This window comes from Bacillus sp. 3a, from assembly GCF_017161885.1.
Taxonomy (GTDB): domain Bacteria; phylum Bacillota; class Bacilli; order Bacillales; family Bacillaceae; genus Bacillus; species Bacillus safensis.
The window spans coordinates 1,834,223-1,848,780 of the sequence record NZ_CP067376.1; the positions used below are offsets into that span (position 1 = coordinate 1,834,223).

Here is a 14,558-nt window from a genome sequence, read left to right on the forward strand (position 1 = left end):
TATAAGTCTGAATAGCTATTATTTTTCTAAACATAAAAGTTGAAATACAAAACTTATATGCAAACCGTTTGTCCTGCATTTTCCACAATTCTCTAAACAGTGGGGCATAATCAGTTGATTTCCTTCATGTCTAAGTGCATGACCCAAAGTTCATCACCAAAATCTTGCCATTGTTCTTGAGGGCTAAGACGGTAGCTATTATCAAAAGAAATGAAGCGAGACAGTAGCTTATTGCCGAAATAAAAAACAGACCTAGTGAGGTCTGTTTTTGTAAGAAGTTAGGAAGTTCATTTTTCATTTCCCCTTCTCCCGCTTCCGTTTCTCCTTCTCCGCCCGGTAAAACTCATGAAACATCTTCATCAGCGCGCGCTTTTCAATACGTGACACATAGCTCCGTGATATCCCAAGCTCTTTGGCTATTTCCCGCTGCGTTTTTTCTTTCTTTAAATCAAGTCCGAACCTGCCGACGATCACTTCTTTTTCTCGGCCGTCGAGAATGTCGATATACTCTTTTACTTTTTCAAGCTCCATGTTGAGTTGAATGGTATCAATTACATCTTCATTTTCGGATTTTAAGACATCAATTAATGAAATTTCGTTGCCTTCTTTATCTTGACCGATGGGGTCATGCAAGGAGACGTCTTTTTTCGTTTTTTTGAGCGCGCGTAAGTGCATGAGAATTTCATTTTCAATACAACGCGCCGCATATGTTGCCAGCTTTGTTCCTTTTCCAGAGGAATAGCTTTCGATGGCTTTAATGAGTCCGATCGTCCCGATGGAGATGAGGTCTTCAGCGTCTTCCCCGGTATTTTCAAATTTCTTTACAATATGGGCGACGAGCCGAAGGTTATGTTCAATCAGCATGTTTCTTGCGTGTTCATCGCCCTGTGCCATGAGGGCTAAGTATTTTTTTTCATCATCTCCCGAAAGGGGCTGTGGAAAGGCATTGTTTTTGACATAGGACACTAAAAACACCAATTCTTTGACCATCAATCCCATCGCTGTAAATACTCCTGCCACGATTTTCACCTCCACCTTGTTTAGGCCGCTGCCTATATCCTCAAATGTATGTAAAGGAAGGATTGTCTGTGTCTGTACGATGAAAAAATCATCTTTTTCAAAAAAATCGTGCTTCAGTTCGTCTCTTTTTTATGTTTGCGGTTTCTTTGCGGTGCTTGGCGGTCAAGAAGCGTGCTAAAATATGTAATATTAGACCGAAAAGGAAGGGGTAATTTCGGAACATGGGGAAGGTTCTATCTTCACATGTAGGTATGAAAATTAATGAATGGTATCGAATGATACGGCAGTTCAGTGTTCCAGATGCGGAAATCTTGAAAGCGGAAGTTGAAGCGGAAATTGAACAGATGGAAGAGGACCAGCATTTACTGATTTATTATCAGCTCATGTGTTTTCGGCACCAAATCATGCTTGACTATATACACCCTTCAAAATATCAACCTTTCTCAGTATCTAATCTAGTCGATAAAATCGAAAACTCCAATCATGAGTTATCTGATATGCTGCATTATTACCATGCATTTTTTCGTGGCATGCATGAATTTAGTCAAAAAGAATATTTAGAAGCCGTCAAATATTATCGAGTCGCAGAAAAGCAGCTGTCCATGGTATTTGATGATATTGAGCAGGCAGAGTTTCATTTTAAAGTGGCAGAAGCCTACTATATAATGAAACAAACACATGTCTCCATGCACCATATTTTAAAGGCGCTGGAAATATACGATCAGCATGATGCGTATACGATTCGCATCATTCAATGTCTCTTTGTCATCTCAGGAAATTATCAAGATTTAAAACGAAAAGACCGGGCACTGCCTCATTTAAAAAAGGCAAAACAGCTCGCATCTCAAATTGATCACCCGCGCATTTACAGTTCAGCGCTCTATAATTTAGGAAAATGTTATGGCGAGCTTGGCTATAGAGAGGAAGCGGAACGATATTTAACGGAATCCGCTGATCTTGCCCGCAAAGAGCTGCTCCCAACGCTTCCGCATACGCTTTATACGCTGGCGAAGCTGCTTTTTAGACAGAATGAACAGGCGGATGCCCTGCGCATATTAGAAGATGGGAAATTGGCTGCAAAGAAGCATGAAGACCAGCTGTTCTGTCATATGTTTGAGTATCTGGATGCTTTATATGTTCAGGAAATCAATGAAGACCAACTGCAAAAAACCATTGATTATTTGGAAAAACTTAGCCTATACTCTTATATAGAGGATATCTCACTAGAAATTGCGACAGCCTTAGAAGCCTCTCAACAATACAAAAAGTCCAACCAGTATTATCAGAAATTATTATGGGCTCAAAATCAAATCCAAGAAGGAGAGTGTCTGTATGAATTCTAAGCAACGTTCGACAGTTGAAGAGAGAAACCAAACGTGAAACACAAAGAGCGGGCCAATATGGCCGGCTTTTTTTATTTGAAAAAGAAGCAGATATCACCATGAAGCTTGCATGAATTGATGCGAAAGCGGGCAATTTATCGGTAATGATGTTCGGTGGAGGAGGCGGTCGAATGAGAGGGCTGCATATCTTGATGTGTATATGGCTGCTATGTGCTTTTGTTCCTAATGAAGTAGAGGCACGTACATTAAAACGAGTCGATCTTGAAAAAACGGGACGTGCCTTTTGGGACATGAGAGCGGAACGGAAAAAGATTGCGATCACCTTTGATGATGGACCTCATCCAGTGTATACAAATCAAATATTAGATGTGCTGAAGGAGCATCAAGTGAATGCAAGCTTTTTTGTGATAGGGAGCAGAATCCATGCTTATCCAATGATCGCAGAACGGATTGTGGACGAAGGGAATGAACTCGGCAATCATACGATGAATCATACGTATTTTGACCTTTTGTCGTCAAAGGAGATCAAGCGGGAATTAAAAGAATCAGCGGCTCATATCGCTTCACTCCAGCCTGGCGGTCCCTTATTATTTCGCCCTCCTGGTGGACGCTTAACAATGAAATCATTCCGCATTCTGTCAAAGCAAGGGTACGATGTGGTCATGTGGTCCTTTACGCAAGATCCGAAGGACTGGTCAAGACCAGGCGCACGTAAAATTGCAAGCCGAATTATTGATCATATTCAAGGCGGCGATATTATCCTTTTACATGATGGCGGGGGAAATCGCAAGCAAACGGTAGAAGCATTGAAACAAGTGATTCCTGAGTTGAAGAAGAGGGGCTATGAATTTGTAAAAGTAAGTGAACTGCTGCATCATGACAAAGCATATATGCCTGTTCAGATGCAATAGGCAGCATTCGTCAAAAACATTCATTCATTGAAACCAAAAGTCTTGTCGTTTACTATATGAAGAGGGCTTTTGGAGGTGAATGTTGTGAAGAAATATGTTTTCCTTTTCATCCTATTATGTGTTGCTGCTGGGTGCTCTAAGCCAGTACAAGAAAGCGTTATTGCATTTGGTGACAGCAATACAAGAGGATCAAACTGGGACTTTCGAGATTATCCAACATCTGAAAAATGGGTGAATCTCATGAAAAACGTCGAGCGCGGCCAAATTCAAGTGAAGAATGCAGGCATTGGCGGGCAGACGACTGAAGACGCGAAACTGCGCTTTGAGCAGGATATTTTAAAACAGAAACCAACTTACGTCCTCATCATGTTCGGTACGAATGATGCGGCGATTTTAGACGGGAAACATCCCCGAGTGACGAAAAAACGGTTTAAAGAAAATTTAACCTACTTCATTTCTGAAAGTAGAAAAGAAGGCATTACCCCGATTCTCATGACCTGTGTGCCTGTTGTAGAAGGCGGGAAAAAGGGCTTGTATTATTACTCCAGATATAAGTCATCTTATTTTGCCGGGAGAGGCGGGGCAAGAGCTTGGCAAAACTCTTATAATGACATCACAAGAGAAGTAGCGAAGGATGAGCAGGTACCGCTTGTCGACAACTGGAAAGCTTTCATCCGAGAAGCTGGAGAAGATAGTGATCATGCCCTGATTCAGTCAGGTTTGATCGACCCTTCTGGCAATCATATGACACCAAAAGGGGCGAGAATTATTTATAACGAAATCAAAGAGCGTGATGTCATCAAACATTTTTAAATGATGGCTATCTGCCTAAACAAGACCATTCATCCAGCATAGTCTAACAGTATATCTTCCTAGAAGGAGGTAACTGATATGTGGGGATGTCCTTATCCTTACCCTGCGTGTTCGCCTTATCCAGCACAAGGAGCAGGAATCGGTTACGCTTTTCTTGTTGTGTTCCTTGTGGTCATTTTAGTCGTAGGCGGAGGGTTATGGTTTTGGAATGAACAGCCTTGCAATTAAGACACCTCTTCTTTCATCAGAAGGGGTGTTTTTTACGGAAAATAGTAGTAAGCCTATAGCGCAAGTGATATAATATCAGTCACCTGAGTTTAAAAAAGGAGAGTGCTCGGGAGGCATGGTTCCTGTGATATGGAATTAAGAGGAAACAGAGAGCATATGCCCGAGCGAACGTCTTTTCATTTCTGTCTCAATTAATTCAATGAAGTCGCGATTTAAGTTCATTTCATTTGCTTTATAATACGATTCTATAAGTAAATCATCTGACAGCTTTTTCATACTAGAAACCCATATGATGGGAAAAACACCTCCCCTGAAAAAGTTGGCATAAAATTTGAGGAAAAGACATATCATCATAGGTTGATCGACTGTCTTTGAAGTACCTTTAATCTACCATGAATGGGAAACAAGAACAATCGTTCTGTTATCCACATGGTTAAGTGGATAACTTGTGGGTAGAGTGTTTATAATTGAATGAAAGCATGATGAAATATAGGTGGATAATGTGTGTAAAATTATCCACACCTGTTGAAGGTCCTCATCATATGTCGAAAACTTTTTCATTGTATTCGATAGACAGACAAATTGTGATTTGATTCGACACAATCGCTGAAAACCAATGGAAGAAAGGGTGCAAATTGTGCTAAAGAAGTATTTCTTACCGGATGAATTTGTGAAAAGTATTTTCCACATTTCACCGCAAAAATTAAAAGAACGAAATGTAAAAGGAATTATTACCGATCTAGATAACACACTAGTAGAATGGGACCGTCCAAGTGCGACACCGCGCTTAATTGAATGGTTTCAAGAAATGAAAGATCACGGGATACAAGTGACGATTGTATCAAACAATAATGAAAAAAGGGTCAAGCTTTTTTCTGAACCGGTTCATATCCCGTTTATTTATAAAGCGCGAAAGCCTATGGGAAGAGCCTTTAATAAGGCAGTCGCTGATATGCAGTTGAAAAAAGAAGATGTGGTTGTCATTGGGGATCAGCTCATGACAGATGTTCTTGGCGGGAATCGTCATGGCTTCCATACGATTTTGGTCGTTCCTGTTGCTGCCTCGGACGGATTTTTCACAAAGTTTAACAGGCAGATTGAACGCAGAATTTTAGGAGCCTTAAAGCGTAAGGGCCACATTCAGTGGGAGGAAGAGTAATAATGGAAAAGGTTGTTTGTATTGGCTGCGGTGTAGCCATTCAGACGGAAGATAAAGATCAATTAGGATATGCGCCGGCAGCATCTCTATTGAAAGAAGATGTGATCTGTCAGCGCTGTTTTAGGTTAAAGAACTACAATGAGATTCAAGATGTTTCTTTAACAGAAGACGACTTTTTAAATATATTGCACAGCATTGGAGAGACAGATTCTCTCATTGTGAAGGTCGTTGATATTTTTGACTTTAACGGAAGCTGGATCAACGGGCTGAGCCGTATCGTCGGCGGTAATCCGATTTTACTTGTCGGCAACAAAGTGGATATTTTACCGAAATCCGTGAAAAAAGATCGTCTAATTCATTGGATGAAACGGGAAGCAAAGGAAAACGGATTAAACCCTATCGATGTTTTCTTGATCAGTGCAAGCAGAGGCCAGGGTGTGCCTGAGGTGATGGAAGCGATCGATCATTACCGCGAGGGAAGAAATGTCTATGTCGTCGGCTGTACGAATGTTGGAAAATCAACATTTATCAATCGAATCATCAAAGAAGTATCTGGCGAAGAGAACGTCATTACTACATCCCAATATCCAGGTACTACACTTGATGCGATTGAAATCCCGCTTGATGACGGGTCCGCTTTATTCGATACGCCGGGCATCATCAACCGCCATCAAATGGCGCACTATGTCAGCAAAAATGACCTGAAGATTTTAACGCCGAAAAAAGAATTGAAACCGAGAACGTTCCAATTAAATGAAGCACAAACGCTTTATTTTGGCGGACTGGCTCGATTTGATTATGTAAAAGGCGGCAGAACATCATTTGTCTGCTATATGCCAAATGAGCTGAACATTCACCGGACAAAGCTCGAGAACGCAGATGATTTATATGAAAAACATGCAGGGGAACTGCTGTCACCGCCATCAAAAGAGGGAATGGAAGATTTCCCGCCGCTCGTTCCGCATACCTTTACCATTGATCAGCCAAAAATGGACATCGTCTTTTCAGGTTTAGGCTGGGTTACTGCAAATGATGCGGGCAAGCAAATCAAAGTTTATGCGCCAAAAGGCGTTCATGTGTTTATGAGACGTTCGTTAATTTAAATGTTCAAAGGGGGAGAGACCTTGAAACCTTTATACGGAGTAATCGGTAACCCTGTTGGCCACTCAATGTCTCCGGATATTCATAATGCAGCACTAAAGGACGCTGGAATTGATGGACATTATCATGGCTTTCAAGTAGAAAATGATGACCTGAAAGATGCGATTAGCGGCATGAAGGCGTTAGGAATAAGCGGCATAAACGTCACTGTTCCTCACAAGGTAGAAATCATGAAGTACCTTGACAAAATTGATGTGACAGCTGAACGGCTCGGTGCCGTCAATACGGTGCGGCGCGAAGGGGATCAGCTCGTTGGGTACAATACAGATGGAGAAGGTTTTCTTCATTCATTGCTTGAAGCCTTGGATCAGCCGTTATCAGAGCTGTCATTTCTCTTGATTGGTGCTGGCGGAGCGGCAAGAGCGATTTATACGACAATTGCTCAGTATGCACCGAAGAGCTTTGATATTACGAACCGCACCATTGAAAAAGCTGAAGCTTTAATTGAAAGTGCAGAGGGAAAAATCACATCTCAAGCAATCACATTAAATGCAGCAGAAGAGCGGCTTGGGGAATATGATGTCATCATCCATACGACCTCGATCGGCATGTATCCGAATGTTGAAGAAACCCCGATTTCTTTAGTGAACGCAAAAAAAACAGCGGTCGTTTGTGATATTGTGTATAATCCAATAGAAACAAAACTGCTTAGGGAAGCAGCAGGTTTAGGCTTGAAAACAGTGGATGGGGTTGGCATGTTTGTCGGACAAGCAGTAAGAGCCTTTGAACTGTGGACAGGCATTACACCTGACGCCGGAAAAATGAAGTCAATTGTCATAGAGAAATTAGGAGGAACACCATGTTAAAAGGTAAGCAAAAACGTTTTTTACGTGCACAGGCACATCATTTATCACCTATTTTTCAAGTTGGAAAAGGCGGGGTAAATGACAATATGGTCAAGCAAATTTCCGAGGCGCTTGAAGCAAGAGAACTATTAAAGGTCAGCGTATTGCAAAATTGTGACGAGGACAAAACAGAAGTTGCGAAAGCACTTGTAAAAGGTGCAAAGGCTGAGCTCGTTCAAACGATCGGAAATGTGATTGTCCTTTACAAAGAATCTAAGGAAAATAAACAAATTAAGCTGCCGTAAAGGTGGATGCGATATGAAAAAAATAGGGTTGTTCGGCGGTACGTTTGATCCTCCGCATAATGGGCATTTGCTGATGGCAAGTGAGGTGCGGATTCAAGTGGGGCTTGATGAAATTTGGTTTATCCCAAACCATATGCCTCCTCATAAAACAGGACGGAAACGAGCAGATAGTCATCACCGCATAAAAATGGTGGAGGCGGCGATTCAAGCAAATCCATATTTTCGGCTCGAGCTTATTGAAATGGAGCGGGAGGGTCCGTCTTATACGGTAGATACAGTCGATCTGTTAAAGAAGCGTCATCCAGAAGATCAGTTCTTTTTTATGATAGGAGCGGACATGGTCGAGTATTTGCCAAAATGGCATCGGCTCGATGATTTGCTTCAAATGATCACCTTTATTGGGATGAAAAGGCCGGGTTACGTTGGAAGTACGGCATATCCTCTTTTATTTGCAGATGTTCCAGCTTTTGATGTATCATCGACATTGATTAGGCAGCGAATAGAGCAGGGGAACCCTGTCGATTATTTGATTCCGAAAGCTGTTGAGCGTTATATAAAGGAGCATCATTTATATGAATCGTGAAGAAGCATTGAACTGTGTCAAAGAGCAGTTAACAGAGCATAGATATACACATACACTCGGAGTCATGGAGACAGCCATTTCATTAGCGGAACGGTTCGGTGCAGATGTGAAAAAAGCAGAGATCGCCGCTATTTTTCATGATTATGCGAAATTTAGGCCAAAAGAAGAAATGAAGGGGATTATCCAAAAAGAACAGATGAACCCTTTATTGCTTGAATATTCGCCCGAGCTTTGGCACGCCCCGGTTGGTGCCTATTTGGTCAAAAAAGAAGCTGGAATTGATGATCACGATGTGTTAACAGCCATTGAATTTCATACTTCCGGCAGACCAGACATGACTTTACTTGAAAAAGTCATTTATGTCGCAGATTATATAGAACCAGGACGACATTTCCCTGGTGTCGAAGAAGTAAGGGAGTTAGCAGAACATGATCTAGATCGTGCACTGATCCAATCATTAAAAAACACCATCAGTTTTCTAATGAAAAAGAATCAGCCAGTCTTTCCAGATACGCTTGCTACTTACAACTCGCTTGTGCATAAGAACAACTAAGGAGGAATTTTGGATGGATTCATCATCAATTTTAAACGTCGCAGCAGGAGCATGCGATGATAAACGGGCTGAGGATATTATTGCCCTTAATATGCAAGGAATCTCACTTGTTGCAGATTATTTTCTCATTTGTCACGGGAATTCTGATAAACAAGTGCAAGCCATTGCAAGAGAAGTAAAACATCTTGCAGAGGAAAGTGGAATTGAAGTAAAGAAGATGGAAGGCTTTGATGAAGCAAGATGGGTATTGATTGACCTAGGAGATGTCATTGCCCATGTGTTCCACAAAGAAGAAAGAGGATATTACAATCTAGAAAAGCTTTGGGGAGATGCGCCGAGAGAAACGCTTTCACTTGGCATTAACTCATGATTTATCAAGGGTTTGCAGGTGTGTATGACGAGCTCATGACACATGCACCTTATGATGAATGGGTTCAATGGATCCAGCAGTATATGAAGCCGAATGCTGCCATAATCGATGTAGGCTGTGGAACTGGAGAGATTTCTCTTCGGTTAGCTGAAAAGGGCCACAAGGTCACAGGAATTGACCTCAGTGAAGAAATGCTGGCATTCGCGCAGCAAAAAGCCCAGGCGAAAAAGCAGTCGATTCAATTTCTACATCAAGATATGAGAGAGGTTACGGGCTTTGAGAAAGCCTTCCAGGCAGCAGTTATTTGCTGTGATTCCTTGAATTACTTAAAAAACGAAAATGACGTCAAAAAAACCTTTAAAAACATGTTTCAGCTTTTAGAGGCAGATGGGGTTTTACTTTTTGATGTTCATACGCCTTATAAAATGGAAGAGGTATTCCCAGGTTCGACTTATGCAGATCAAGATGAAGAGATCAGCTATATTTGGCAGAGTGATAAAGGGGATGACATGTATTCGGTCATACATGATTTAAGCTTTTTTGTAAAAGACGGAGACATGTATCAGCGTTATGATGAGACACATGAACAGCGCACATTTCCATTTGAAACATATGCAGCGTTCCTTGAGTCCGCTGGCTTTGAACAAATAGAAGTGACTGCTGATTTTACAAATGAAGCCCCCGGTGAATTCGCCGAAAGATATTTCATCTCAGCTAAGAAACCAAAAACCATCGTTTAATAGAACGATGGTTTTTTAAAACCCTTTTTTCGCTTGTTGCAAAGATGATTAATTTCTGCGATCATCAGTGAACACACTTGGCGGATATTGATGCGCAACTGCTTCTAGATCTTCATCGAATTTTTCATGGGTATTTTGAAAGAGACGGTGAAACATATCTTGCACACCTGCTTCAAGTGCTTTAATGCCTTCACCAGTGACGCCGCCTTTCACACATACTTTGTCTTGCAGTGTCGGAAGGGTATAGACTCTTTTTTCAATCAAACGGCCAAGACCAACAAGCATATCCTCTGATAAGGTGGTGGCTTCTTCTTTGGAAATATCCGTTTCTTCTACGGCTGCTTCAATCATTTTCTGAACGAGAAAACTGATAAAAGCAGGTCCGCAGCTGACAATATCGGAAGCCGCTCTAGTAATTGAATGATGGATCTCGATAGGTGTTGAAATGCACGAAGCTAACTGTCTTAACGCAGTTTTCGTCGCGGCATTGCATGATGAACCAAAAGTTAAAAGTGATGCGCCTGATAAAGCGCGGTTTGTAATGCTTGGAATCAGCCTGGCTGTTTGACAAGGAACGATATCCTGAAGCTGTTCAGGATGAACCGGACTTGTAATGATGACAATGGTTTGCTGCTCCGTTAAAAGAGGGCTCAGCTCTTTTAAAAGTGGATAAATATCAAGTGGTTTGACACAAACAAAAATGAAATCTTTATTCGTGACAGCCCCTGAAAGCTGTTTCGTTACTTCAAGCTCTGGATGGTTCTTTTTTATATTGAACGCTTTTTCAATGGTTCGGTTTGTAATGGTAATTGATGAGGGATTGACTGCCTTTGATTCAATAAATGCCTCAGTAAGTATGGTACCCATGTTTCCTGTACCGATTAACCCTATATTCAAACGTTCTCCCTCCTTAGACGCATAGGATCTGTTATCTTCTAAACAGTATGTTGAGCAGTAGAAAAATATGATTGAAAGAAGCGTGAGTAAGTGAAACGACTCATTTCATTAAAAAAATACAGTCTTTATATCGCCGCTGGACTCATAGTCGTGATCATCTTCAGTTTCTTCTTTTTCACTGGAAAAGGAGAGGACAGCAGAGAGCCAAGTGTATTGAAGGAAAATAAAGACATACAAGTCACATTAGAAGACAAACAAGAAAAGACAGAAAAAGAGCCATCGACGATTTTTGTAGAGGTCAAAGGAGCTGTAAGGAAGCCAGGTGTTTATACGTTTCAATCTGATGCTCGGGTAGAGGAAGCGATTCAAAGGGCAGGAGGCTTTACCAGCAAAGCAGACTCGATTGAAATCAACCAAGCAGCTAAATTAGAGGATAGTATGATGATTTATGTTCGGAAGCAGGGGGAAGCGGAAAGAGAAACGCAAACAGCATCAGCTGACGCATCAACGGGCGTTGAAAAGAGTGAGGGTGTGAATGTCAATCAGGCCGATGCAGCCGAATTGCAAACCATTAACGGCATAGGACCAGCTAAAGCCGAAGCCATCATTTCGTATAGAGAGGAACACGGAGAATTTCAACAAATTGAAGACTTGCGAAACATTTCAGGTTTTGGGGAAAAGACGATTGAACGACTGAAAAGTCAATTGACCGTGAAGTAGAATTGACGGTAGAGAAGAAAGGCATGTACACTTAATATCAACCATCATTCTGGAGGGATCAGCTCGTGGAAAGAATTTCATGGAATCAATATTTTATGGCACAAAGCCATTTGCTTGCTTTACGAAGCACCTGTGAGCGGTTAGCTGTTGGGGCGACCATCGTAAGGGACAAGCGCATCATTGCAGGGGGGTATAATGGCTCCATTGCCGGTGATGTTCATTGTGCGGATGTAGGGTGCTATGTCATTGATCATCACTGTGTTCGCACCATCCATGCGGAAATGAATGCTATTTTACAATGTGCCAAATTTGGTGCACCTACAGCTGATGCTGAAATATATGTCACACATTTTCCTTGTTTACAGTGCTGTAAAGCCATCATTCAAGCGGGCATACGAACAGTGTACTATGCAAAGGATTATAAAAATCATCCATATGCGATTGATTTATTCGAGCAGGCGGGTGTTCAAACAGAGCAAGTTGAATTAGATGAAATGATCATCGACTTAAAAAATCAAGAAAAATTGGCCTTTGTTGCAGATTTAATTGGGAAGCTGAGTGAATCAGGACTTAGCGAAACAGAAATTCGCGATATGCATGAGAAGGCGAATCAATTATTTACTTCCTATGTTTAAATATTTGCCGTTTGGGGCAATTTCAGCAGCTGTTGGAATTGCTCTGGCTGCATATCATCTTCATATGTATTTCCTTCTCTTTCTTCTCATCATATTACTTCTCAGCCTACTGAAAAAAATGCCTCAGCTCTTTTTAATGGTCAGCCTATGCGGTGCTGTCTATATACTCATTTATATGATTCATGAGTCTCTTGAAACAGATCAACCCGTACTGGAAAAATTCCTATCTGGTTCCGTTGTGATTGAAAGTATTCCGAAAACAGATGGTAATCGTTTTTCAGCGACTGTTTCAACAGACCATGAACAACTAGCCACTTTGTATACAATTCAAACAGAGCGTGAAAAGGAGGCATTAAAAGAGGTAGAACCTGGTATGAGCTGTCACATGACAGGTGATGTTCGTCCAGCAAAGCACGCAACCATTCCTAACGGGTTTCAATATGATCAATTTTTAAAATCAAAAGGCATTGACGCCATTTTTCTGCCACAGTCGATCAAAAACTGTACAAAAACAGACAGTTCTTCCTATTATCTTCAAGTGATAAGGCAAAAGGGTTTGAAATTTTTAGAAGATCATGTGCCTAAACACTCTGTTGGCATTGTACAGGCACTTATTTTTGGCGATCGTGAGTTGATAGACCCTGACACATTAAGAGATTATCAAATGCTTGGCATTATTCATTTACTAGCGATCTCAGGATTGCATGTACAAACGCTTCTTGCATGTTTATTTTGGTGTCTCCTTCGTGCGGGCGTGACAAGAGAGACAGCACGTATTCTTCTATTATGCTTTCTTCCTATTTATGCTTGTTTGACAGGTGCTGCACCATCTGTTTTAAGAGCTTGCCTCATGGCAGGAATCTATTTAGTGATGACAAGTCTGCCAAAAGAAATGAAACAGCCTTCTGCTGTGGTATTAAGTGCAACGTTTTTACTCTTATTAGCAATTCATCCTCTTTATTTATTTGATATCGGATTTCAGCTTTCATTCGCGGTCACGTTTTTTATTTTGTTATCGACTAGGATTTTATCAAAAGCAAAAAGTTCAGTCATGCAATTATTCCTGATTTCCTTTATTGCACAGCTTGCTTCACTTCCTGTTCTTTTATATCATTTTCACCAATTCTCTTTACTGAGCGTACCTTTGAACATGATATTTGTTCCTTTATATACGACGGTCGTTATGCCGCTATCCTTACTCTTTTTTATTCTCACTACCATTTATCTTCCGCTTGGACAAACATTGTTTCAACTGCTTGATTCGGTGATTCAGCTTAGTCATCAATTGTCAGCCTATATGGCTGTTTTTGATGAATTCAACTTGATTTTTATGAAGTCTGCTTGGTGGCATATTCTTCTTGAGGTAAGCGCCTTAATTGTTCTGTTATTTGTGATGGAGTGCAAAACTTCTGTGAAATCCTATGCACTGCCGATCCTTTTTCTTATTGGTGTCTTGAGTGCACACTATTTCACCCCGAATTTTTTCGAAAAAGGGGAAGTGACGATGCTGGATGTAGGACAGGGGGATAGTTTGTTTATTCAGCTGCCCTATCGAAAGGGGCACCTGCTTGTGGATACAGGAGGCAGACTTTCTTTTGAAGAAGAACCGTGGAAAAAAAGGCGTAAAGTGTCTTCGATCGGTGATCAAACGCTGATCCCGTTTCTGCATTCTAAAGGTATAGCAAAACTTGATGTTCTTATTCTTACACATGCGGATCAAGATCATATGGGAGAAGCAGCTCGTTTAATCAAACGAAATAAAGTAAAGCGGCTGGCTATTCCGAAAGGCTTTGCACGGAGTCCAGAGGATGCGGAGCTGTTAAAAGAAGCAGCTGATCAAGGGATCATGATTGATGAATTAGAGAGAGGAGATCAGCTTCAGATTGGAGAGCAAATATTTGAAGTTCTTCATCCATCGCGTGATCAAGTGACAAGTAAGAATAATGATTCACTCGTTTTGACATTTACTCTAGGCGGGAAGCGGTTTATGCTCACTGGAGACCTTGAACAAGAAGGGGAGCGAGACATTATAGAAGCCTTTCCTCATCTGCGGGCAGATATCTTAAAGGTTGGACATCACGGGAGTAAAGGGTCAACAAGCGAAGAATGGCTTCAACATCTCAAGCCCTCACATGCACTCATTTCAGCAGGTGAACGCAATCGTTATCAGCATCCACATCAGGAAGTTTTGAAGAAATTAAAGGACCAGCAAATGAAGGTGTATCGTACAGATATCAACGGGAGCGTGACATATGAATTTCTCAATGAGGAAGGAACGTTTTACACACACCCTCCATATGATATCTTACAAACTCAATAAAAAAACTGCCAAAAC

Annotated in this window: 18 protein-coding genes; 15 read left to right on the top strand and 3 right to left on the bottom strand. The window is 41.2% G+C overall.

Annotated elements, in window-relative coordinates:
- Positions 1 to 294: 294 nt before the first annotated feature.
- Positions 295 to 1,023: an RNA polymerase sporulation sigma factor SigK gene (gene sigK / locus JJ692_RS09220; RefSeq protein WP_034738387.1), complete on the bottom strand. Its 729-nt coding sequence runs from the start codon at positions 1,021 to 1,023 to the stop codon at positions 295 to 297.
- A gap of 218 nt (positions 1,024 to 1,241) precedes the next feature.
- On the opposite strand from sigK, the gene JJ692_RS09225 reads away from it, so the two are divergent.
- From JJ692_RS09225 to JJ692_RS09240, 4 genes are all read left to right on the top strand, one after another.
- Positions 1,242 to 2,363, top strand: coding sequence for a response regulator aspartate phosphatase (locus JJ692_RS09225; RefSeq protein ID WP_024427938.1), 1,122 nt, complete (start codon positions 1,242 to 1,244; stop codon positions 2,361 to 2,363).
- A 170-nt stretch (positions 2,364 to 2,533) separates the two neighbouring features.
- Positions 2,534 to 3,274 (top strand): polysaccharide deacetylase family protein, encoded by a 741-nt coding sequence (locus JJ692_RS09230; RefSeq protein WP_206534438.1) that lies wholly within the window; start codon positions 2,534 to 2,536, stop codon positions 3,272 to 3,274.
- Between the two features lie 84 nt (positions 3,275 to 3,358).
- The gene (locus tag JJ692_RS09235) at positions 3,359 to 4,087 is read left to right on the top strand and encodes an SGNH/GDSL hydrolase family protein (RefSeq protein ID WP_024423053.1); all 729 of its coding nucleotides are present in this window, start codon (positions 3,359 to 3,361) and stop codon (positions 4,085 to 4,087) included.
- Between the two features lie 78 nt (positions 4,088 to 4,165).
- Entirely contained in the window at positions 4,166 to 4,315 is a 150-nt protein-coding gene (locus tag JJ692_RS09240; RefSeq protein WP_162842499.1) for a hypothetical protein, read from the top strand.
- A gap of 135 nt (positions 4,316 to 4,450) precedes the next feature.
- Here the strand turns inward: JJ692_RS09240 and JJ692_RS09245 are convergent, their stop codons facing one another.
- A complete protein-coding gene (locus tag JJ692_RS09245) occupies positions 4,451 to 4,591 on the bottom strand; it encodes a sporulation histidine kinase inhibitor Sda (RefSeq protein ID WP_003217327.1) in 141 nt (46 codons plus the stop codon).
- Between the two features lie 361 nt (positions 4,592 to 4,952).
- Between JJ692_RS09245 and JJ692_RS09250 the strand changes: the two genes are divergently transcribed.
- The 8 genes from JJ692_RS09250 to JJ692_RS09285 are packed head-to-tail and all read left to right on the top strand — an operon-like array spanning position 4,953 to position 9,971.
- Positions 4,953 to 5,474, top strand: coding sequence for a YqeG family HAD IIIA-type phosphatase (locus JJ692_RS09250; protein WP_008356191.1), 522 nt, complete (start codon positions 4,953 to 4,955; stop codon positions 5,472 to 5,474).
- Positions 5,475 to 5,476: 2 nt separating this feature from the next.
- Complete coding sequence (gene yqeH / locus JJ692_RS09255) at positions 5,477 to 6,577, top strand: ribosome biogenesis GTPase YqeH (RefSeq protein WP_034661381.1); 1,101 nt, start codon at positions 5,477 to 5,479, stop codon at positions 6,575 to 6,577.
- A gap of 21 nt (positions 6,578 to 6,598) precedes the next feature.
- Positions 6,599 to 7,441, top strand: coding sequence for a shikimate dehydrogenase (gene aroE / locus JJ692_RS09260; RefSeq protein WP_206534439.1), 843 nt, complete (start codon positions 6,599 to 6,601; stop codon positions 7,439 to 7,441).
- Positions 7,435 to 7,725 (top strand): ribosome assembly RNA-binding protein YhbY, encoded by a 291-nt coding sequence (gene yhbY / locus JJ692_RS09265; protein WP_008342507.1) that lies wholly within the window; start codon positions 7,435 to 7,437, stop codon positions 7,723 to 7,725. Before aroE ends, yhbY begins: the two co-directional genes overlap by 7 nt.
- A gap of 13 nt (positions 7,726 to 7,738) precedes the next feature.
- The gene (locus tag JJ692_RS09270; RefSeq protein ID WP_206534440.1) at positions 7,739 to 8,308 is read left to right on the top strand and encodes a nicotinate-nucleotide adenylyltransferase; all 570 of its coding nucleotides are present in this window, start codon (positions 7,739 to 7,741) and stop codon (positions 8,306 to 8,308) included.
- Positions 8,298 to 8,861 (top strand): bis(5'-nucleosyl)-tetraphosphatase (symmetrical) YqeK, encoded by a 564-nt coding sequence (yqeK, locus tag JJ692_RS09275; protein ID WP_041086281.1) that lies wholly within the window; start codon positions 8,298 to 8,300, stop codon positions 8,859 to 8,861. Before JJ692_RS09270 ends, yqeK begins: the two co-directional genes overlap by 11 nt.
- A 13-nt stretch (positions 8,862 to 8,874) precedes the next feature.
- Positions 8,875 to 9,231, top strand: a complete 357-nt coding sequence (rsfS, locus tag JJ692_RS09280; RefSeq protein ID WP_003217467.1) for a ribosome silencing factor — start codon at positions 8,875 to 8,877, stop codon at positions 9,229 to 9,231.
- Positions 9,228 to 9,971, top strand: coding sequence for a class I SAM-dependent DNA methyltransferase (locus JJ692_RS09285; protein WP_206534441.1), 744 nt, complete (start codon positions 9,228 to 9,230; stop codon positions 9,969 to 9,971). Before rsfS ends, JJ692_RS09285 begins: the two co-directional genes overlap by 4 nt.
- 48 nt (positions 9,972 to 10,019) lie before the next feature.
- On the opposite strand, the gene comER is transcribed toward JJ692_RS09285, so the two are convergent.
- Positions 10,020 to 10,868, bottom strand: a complete 849-nt coding sequence (gene comER, locus JJ692_RS09290; RefSeq protein WP_024423047.1) for a late competence protein ComER — start codon at positions 10,866 to 10,868, stop codon at positions 10,020 to 10,022.
- 90 nt (positions 10,869 to 10,958) lie between these two features.
- Between comER and JJ692_RS09295 the strand changes: the two genes are divergently transcribed.
- The 3 genes from JJ692_RS09295 (at position 10,959) to JJ692_RS09305 (ending at position 14,543) form a co-directional block, all read left to right on the top strand.
- The gene (locus tag JJ692_RS09295; protein WP_185853694.1) at positions 10,959 to 11,588 is read left to right on the top strand and encodes a helix-hairpin-helix domain-containing protein; all 630 of its coding nucleotides are present in this window, start codon (positions 10,959 to 10,961) and stop codon (positions 11,586 to 11,588) included.
- A 65-nt stretch (positions 11,589 to 11,653) separates the two neighbouring features.
- Positions 11,654 to 12,223: a ComE operon protein 2 gene (locus JJ692_RS09300; RefSeq protein ID WP_024423045.1), complete on the top strand. Its 570-nt coding sequence runs from the start codon at positions 11,654 to 11,656 to the stop codon at positions 12,221 to 12,223.
- Complete coding sequence (locus JJ692_RS09305) at positions 12,216 to 14,543, top strand: DNA internalization-related competence protein ComEC/Rec2 (protein WP_206534462.1); 2,328 nt, start codon at positions 12,216 to 12,218, stop codon at positions 14,541 to 14,543. The genes JJ692_RS09300 and JJ692_RS09305 overlap by 8 nt, the downstream gene beginning before the upstream one ends.
- Positions 14,544 to 14,558: the final 15 nt, after the last annotated feature.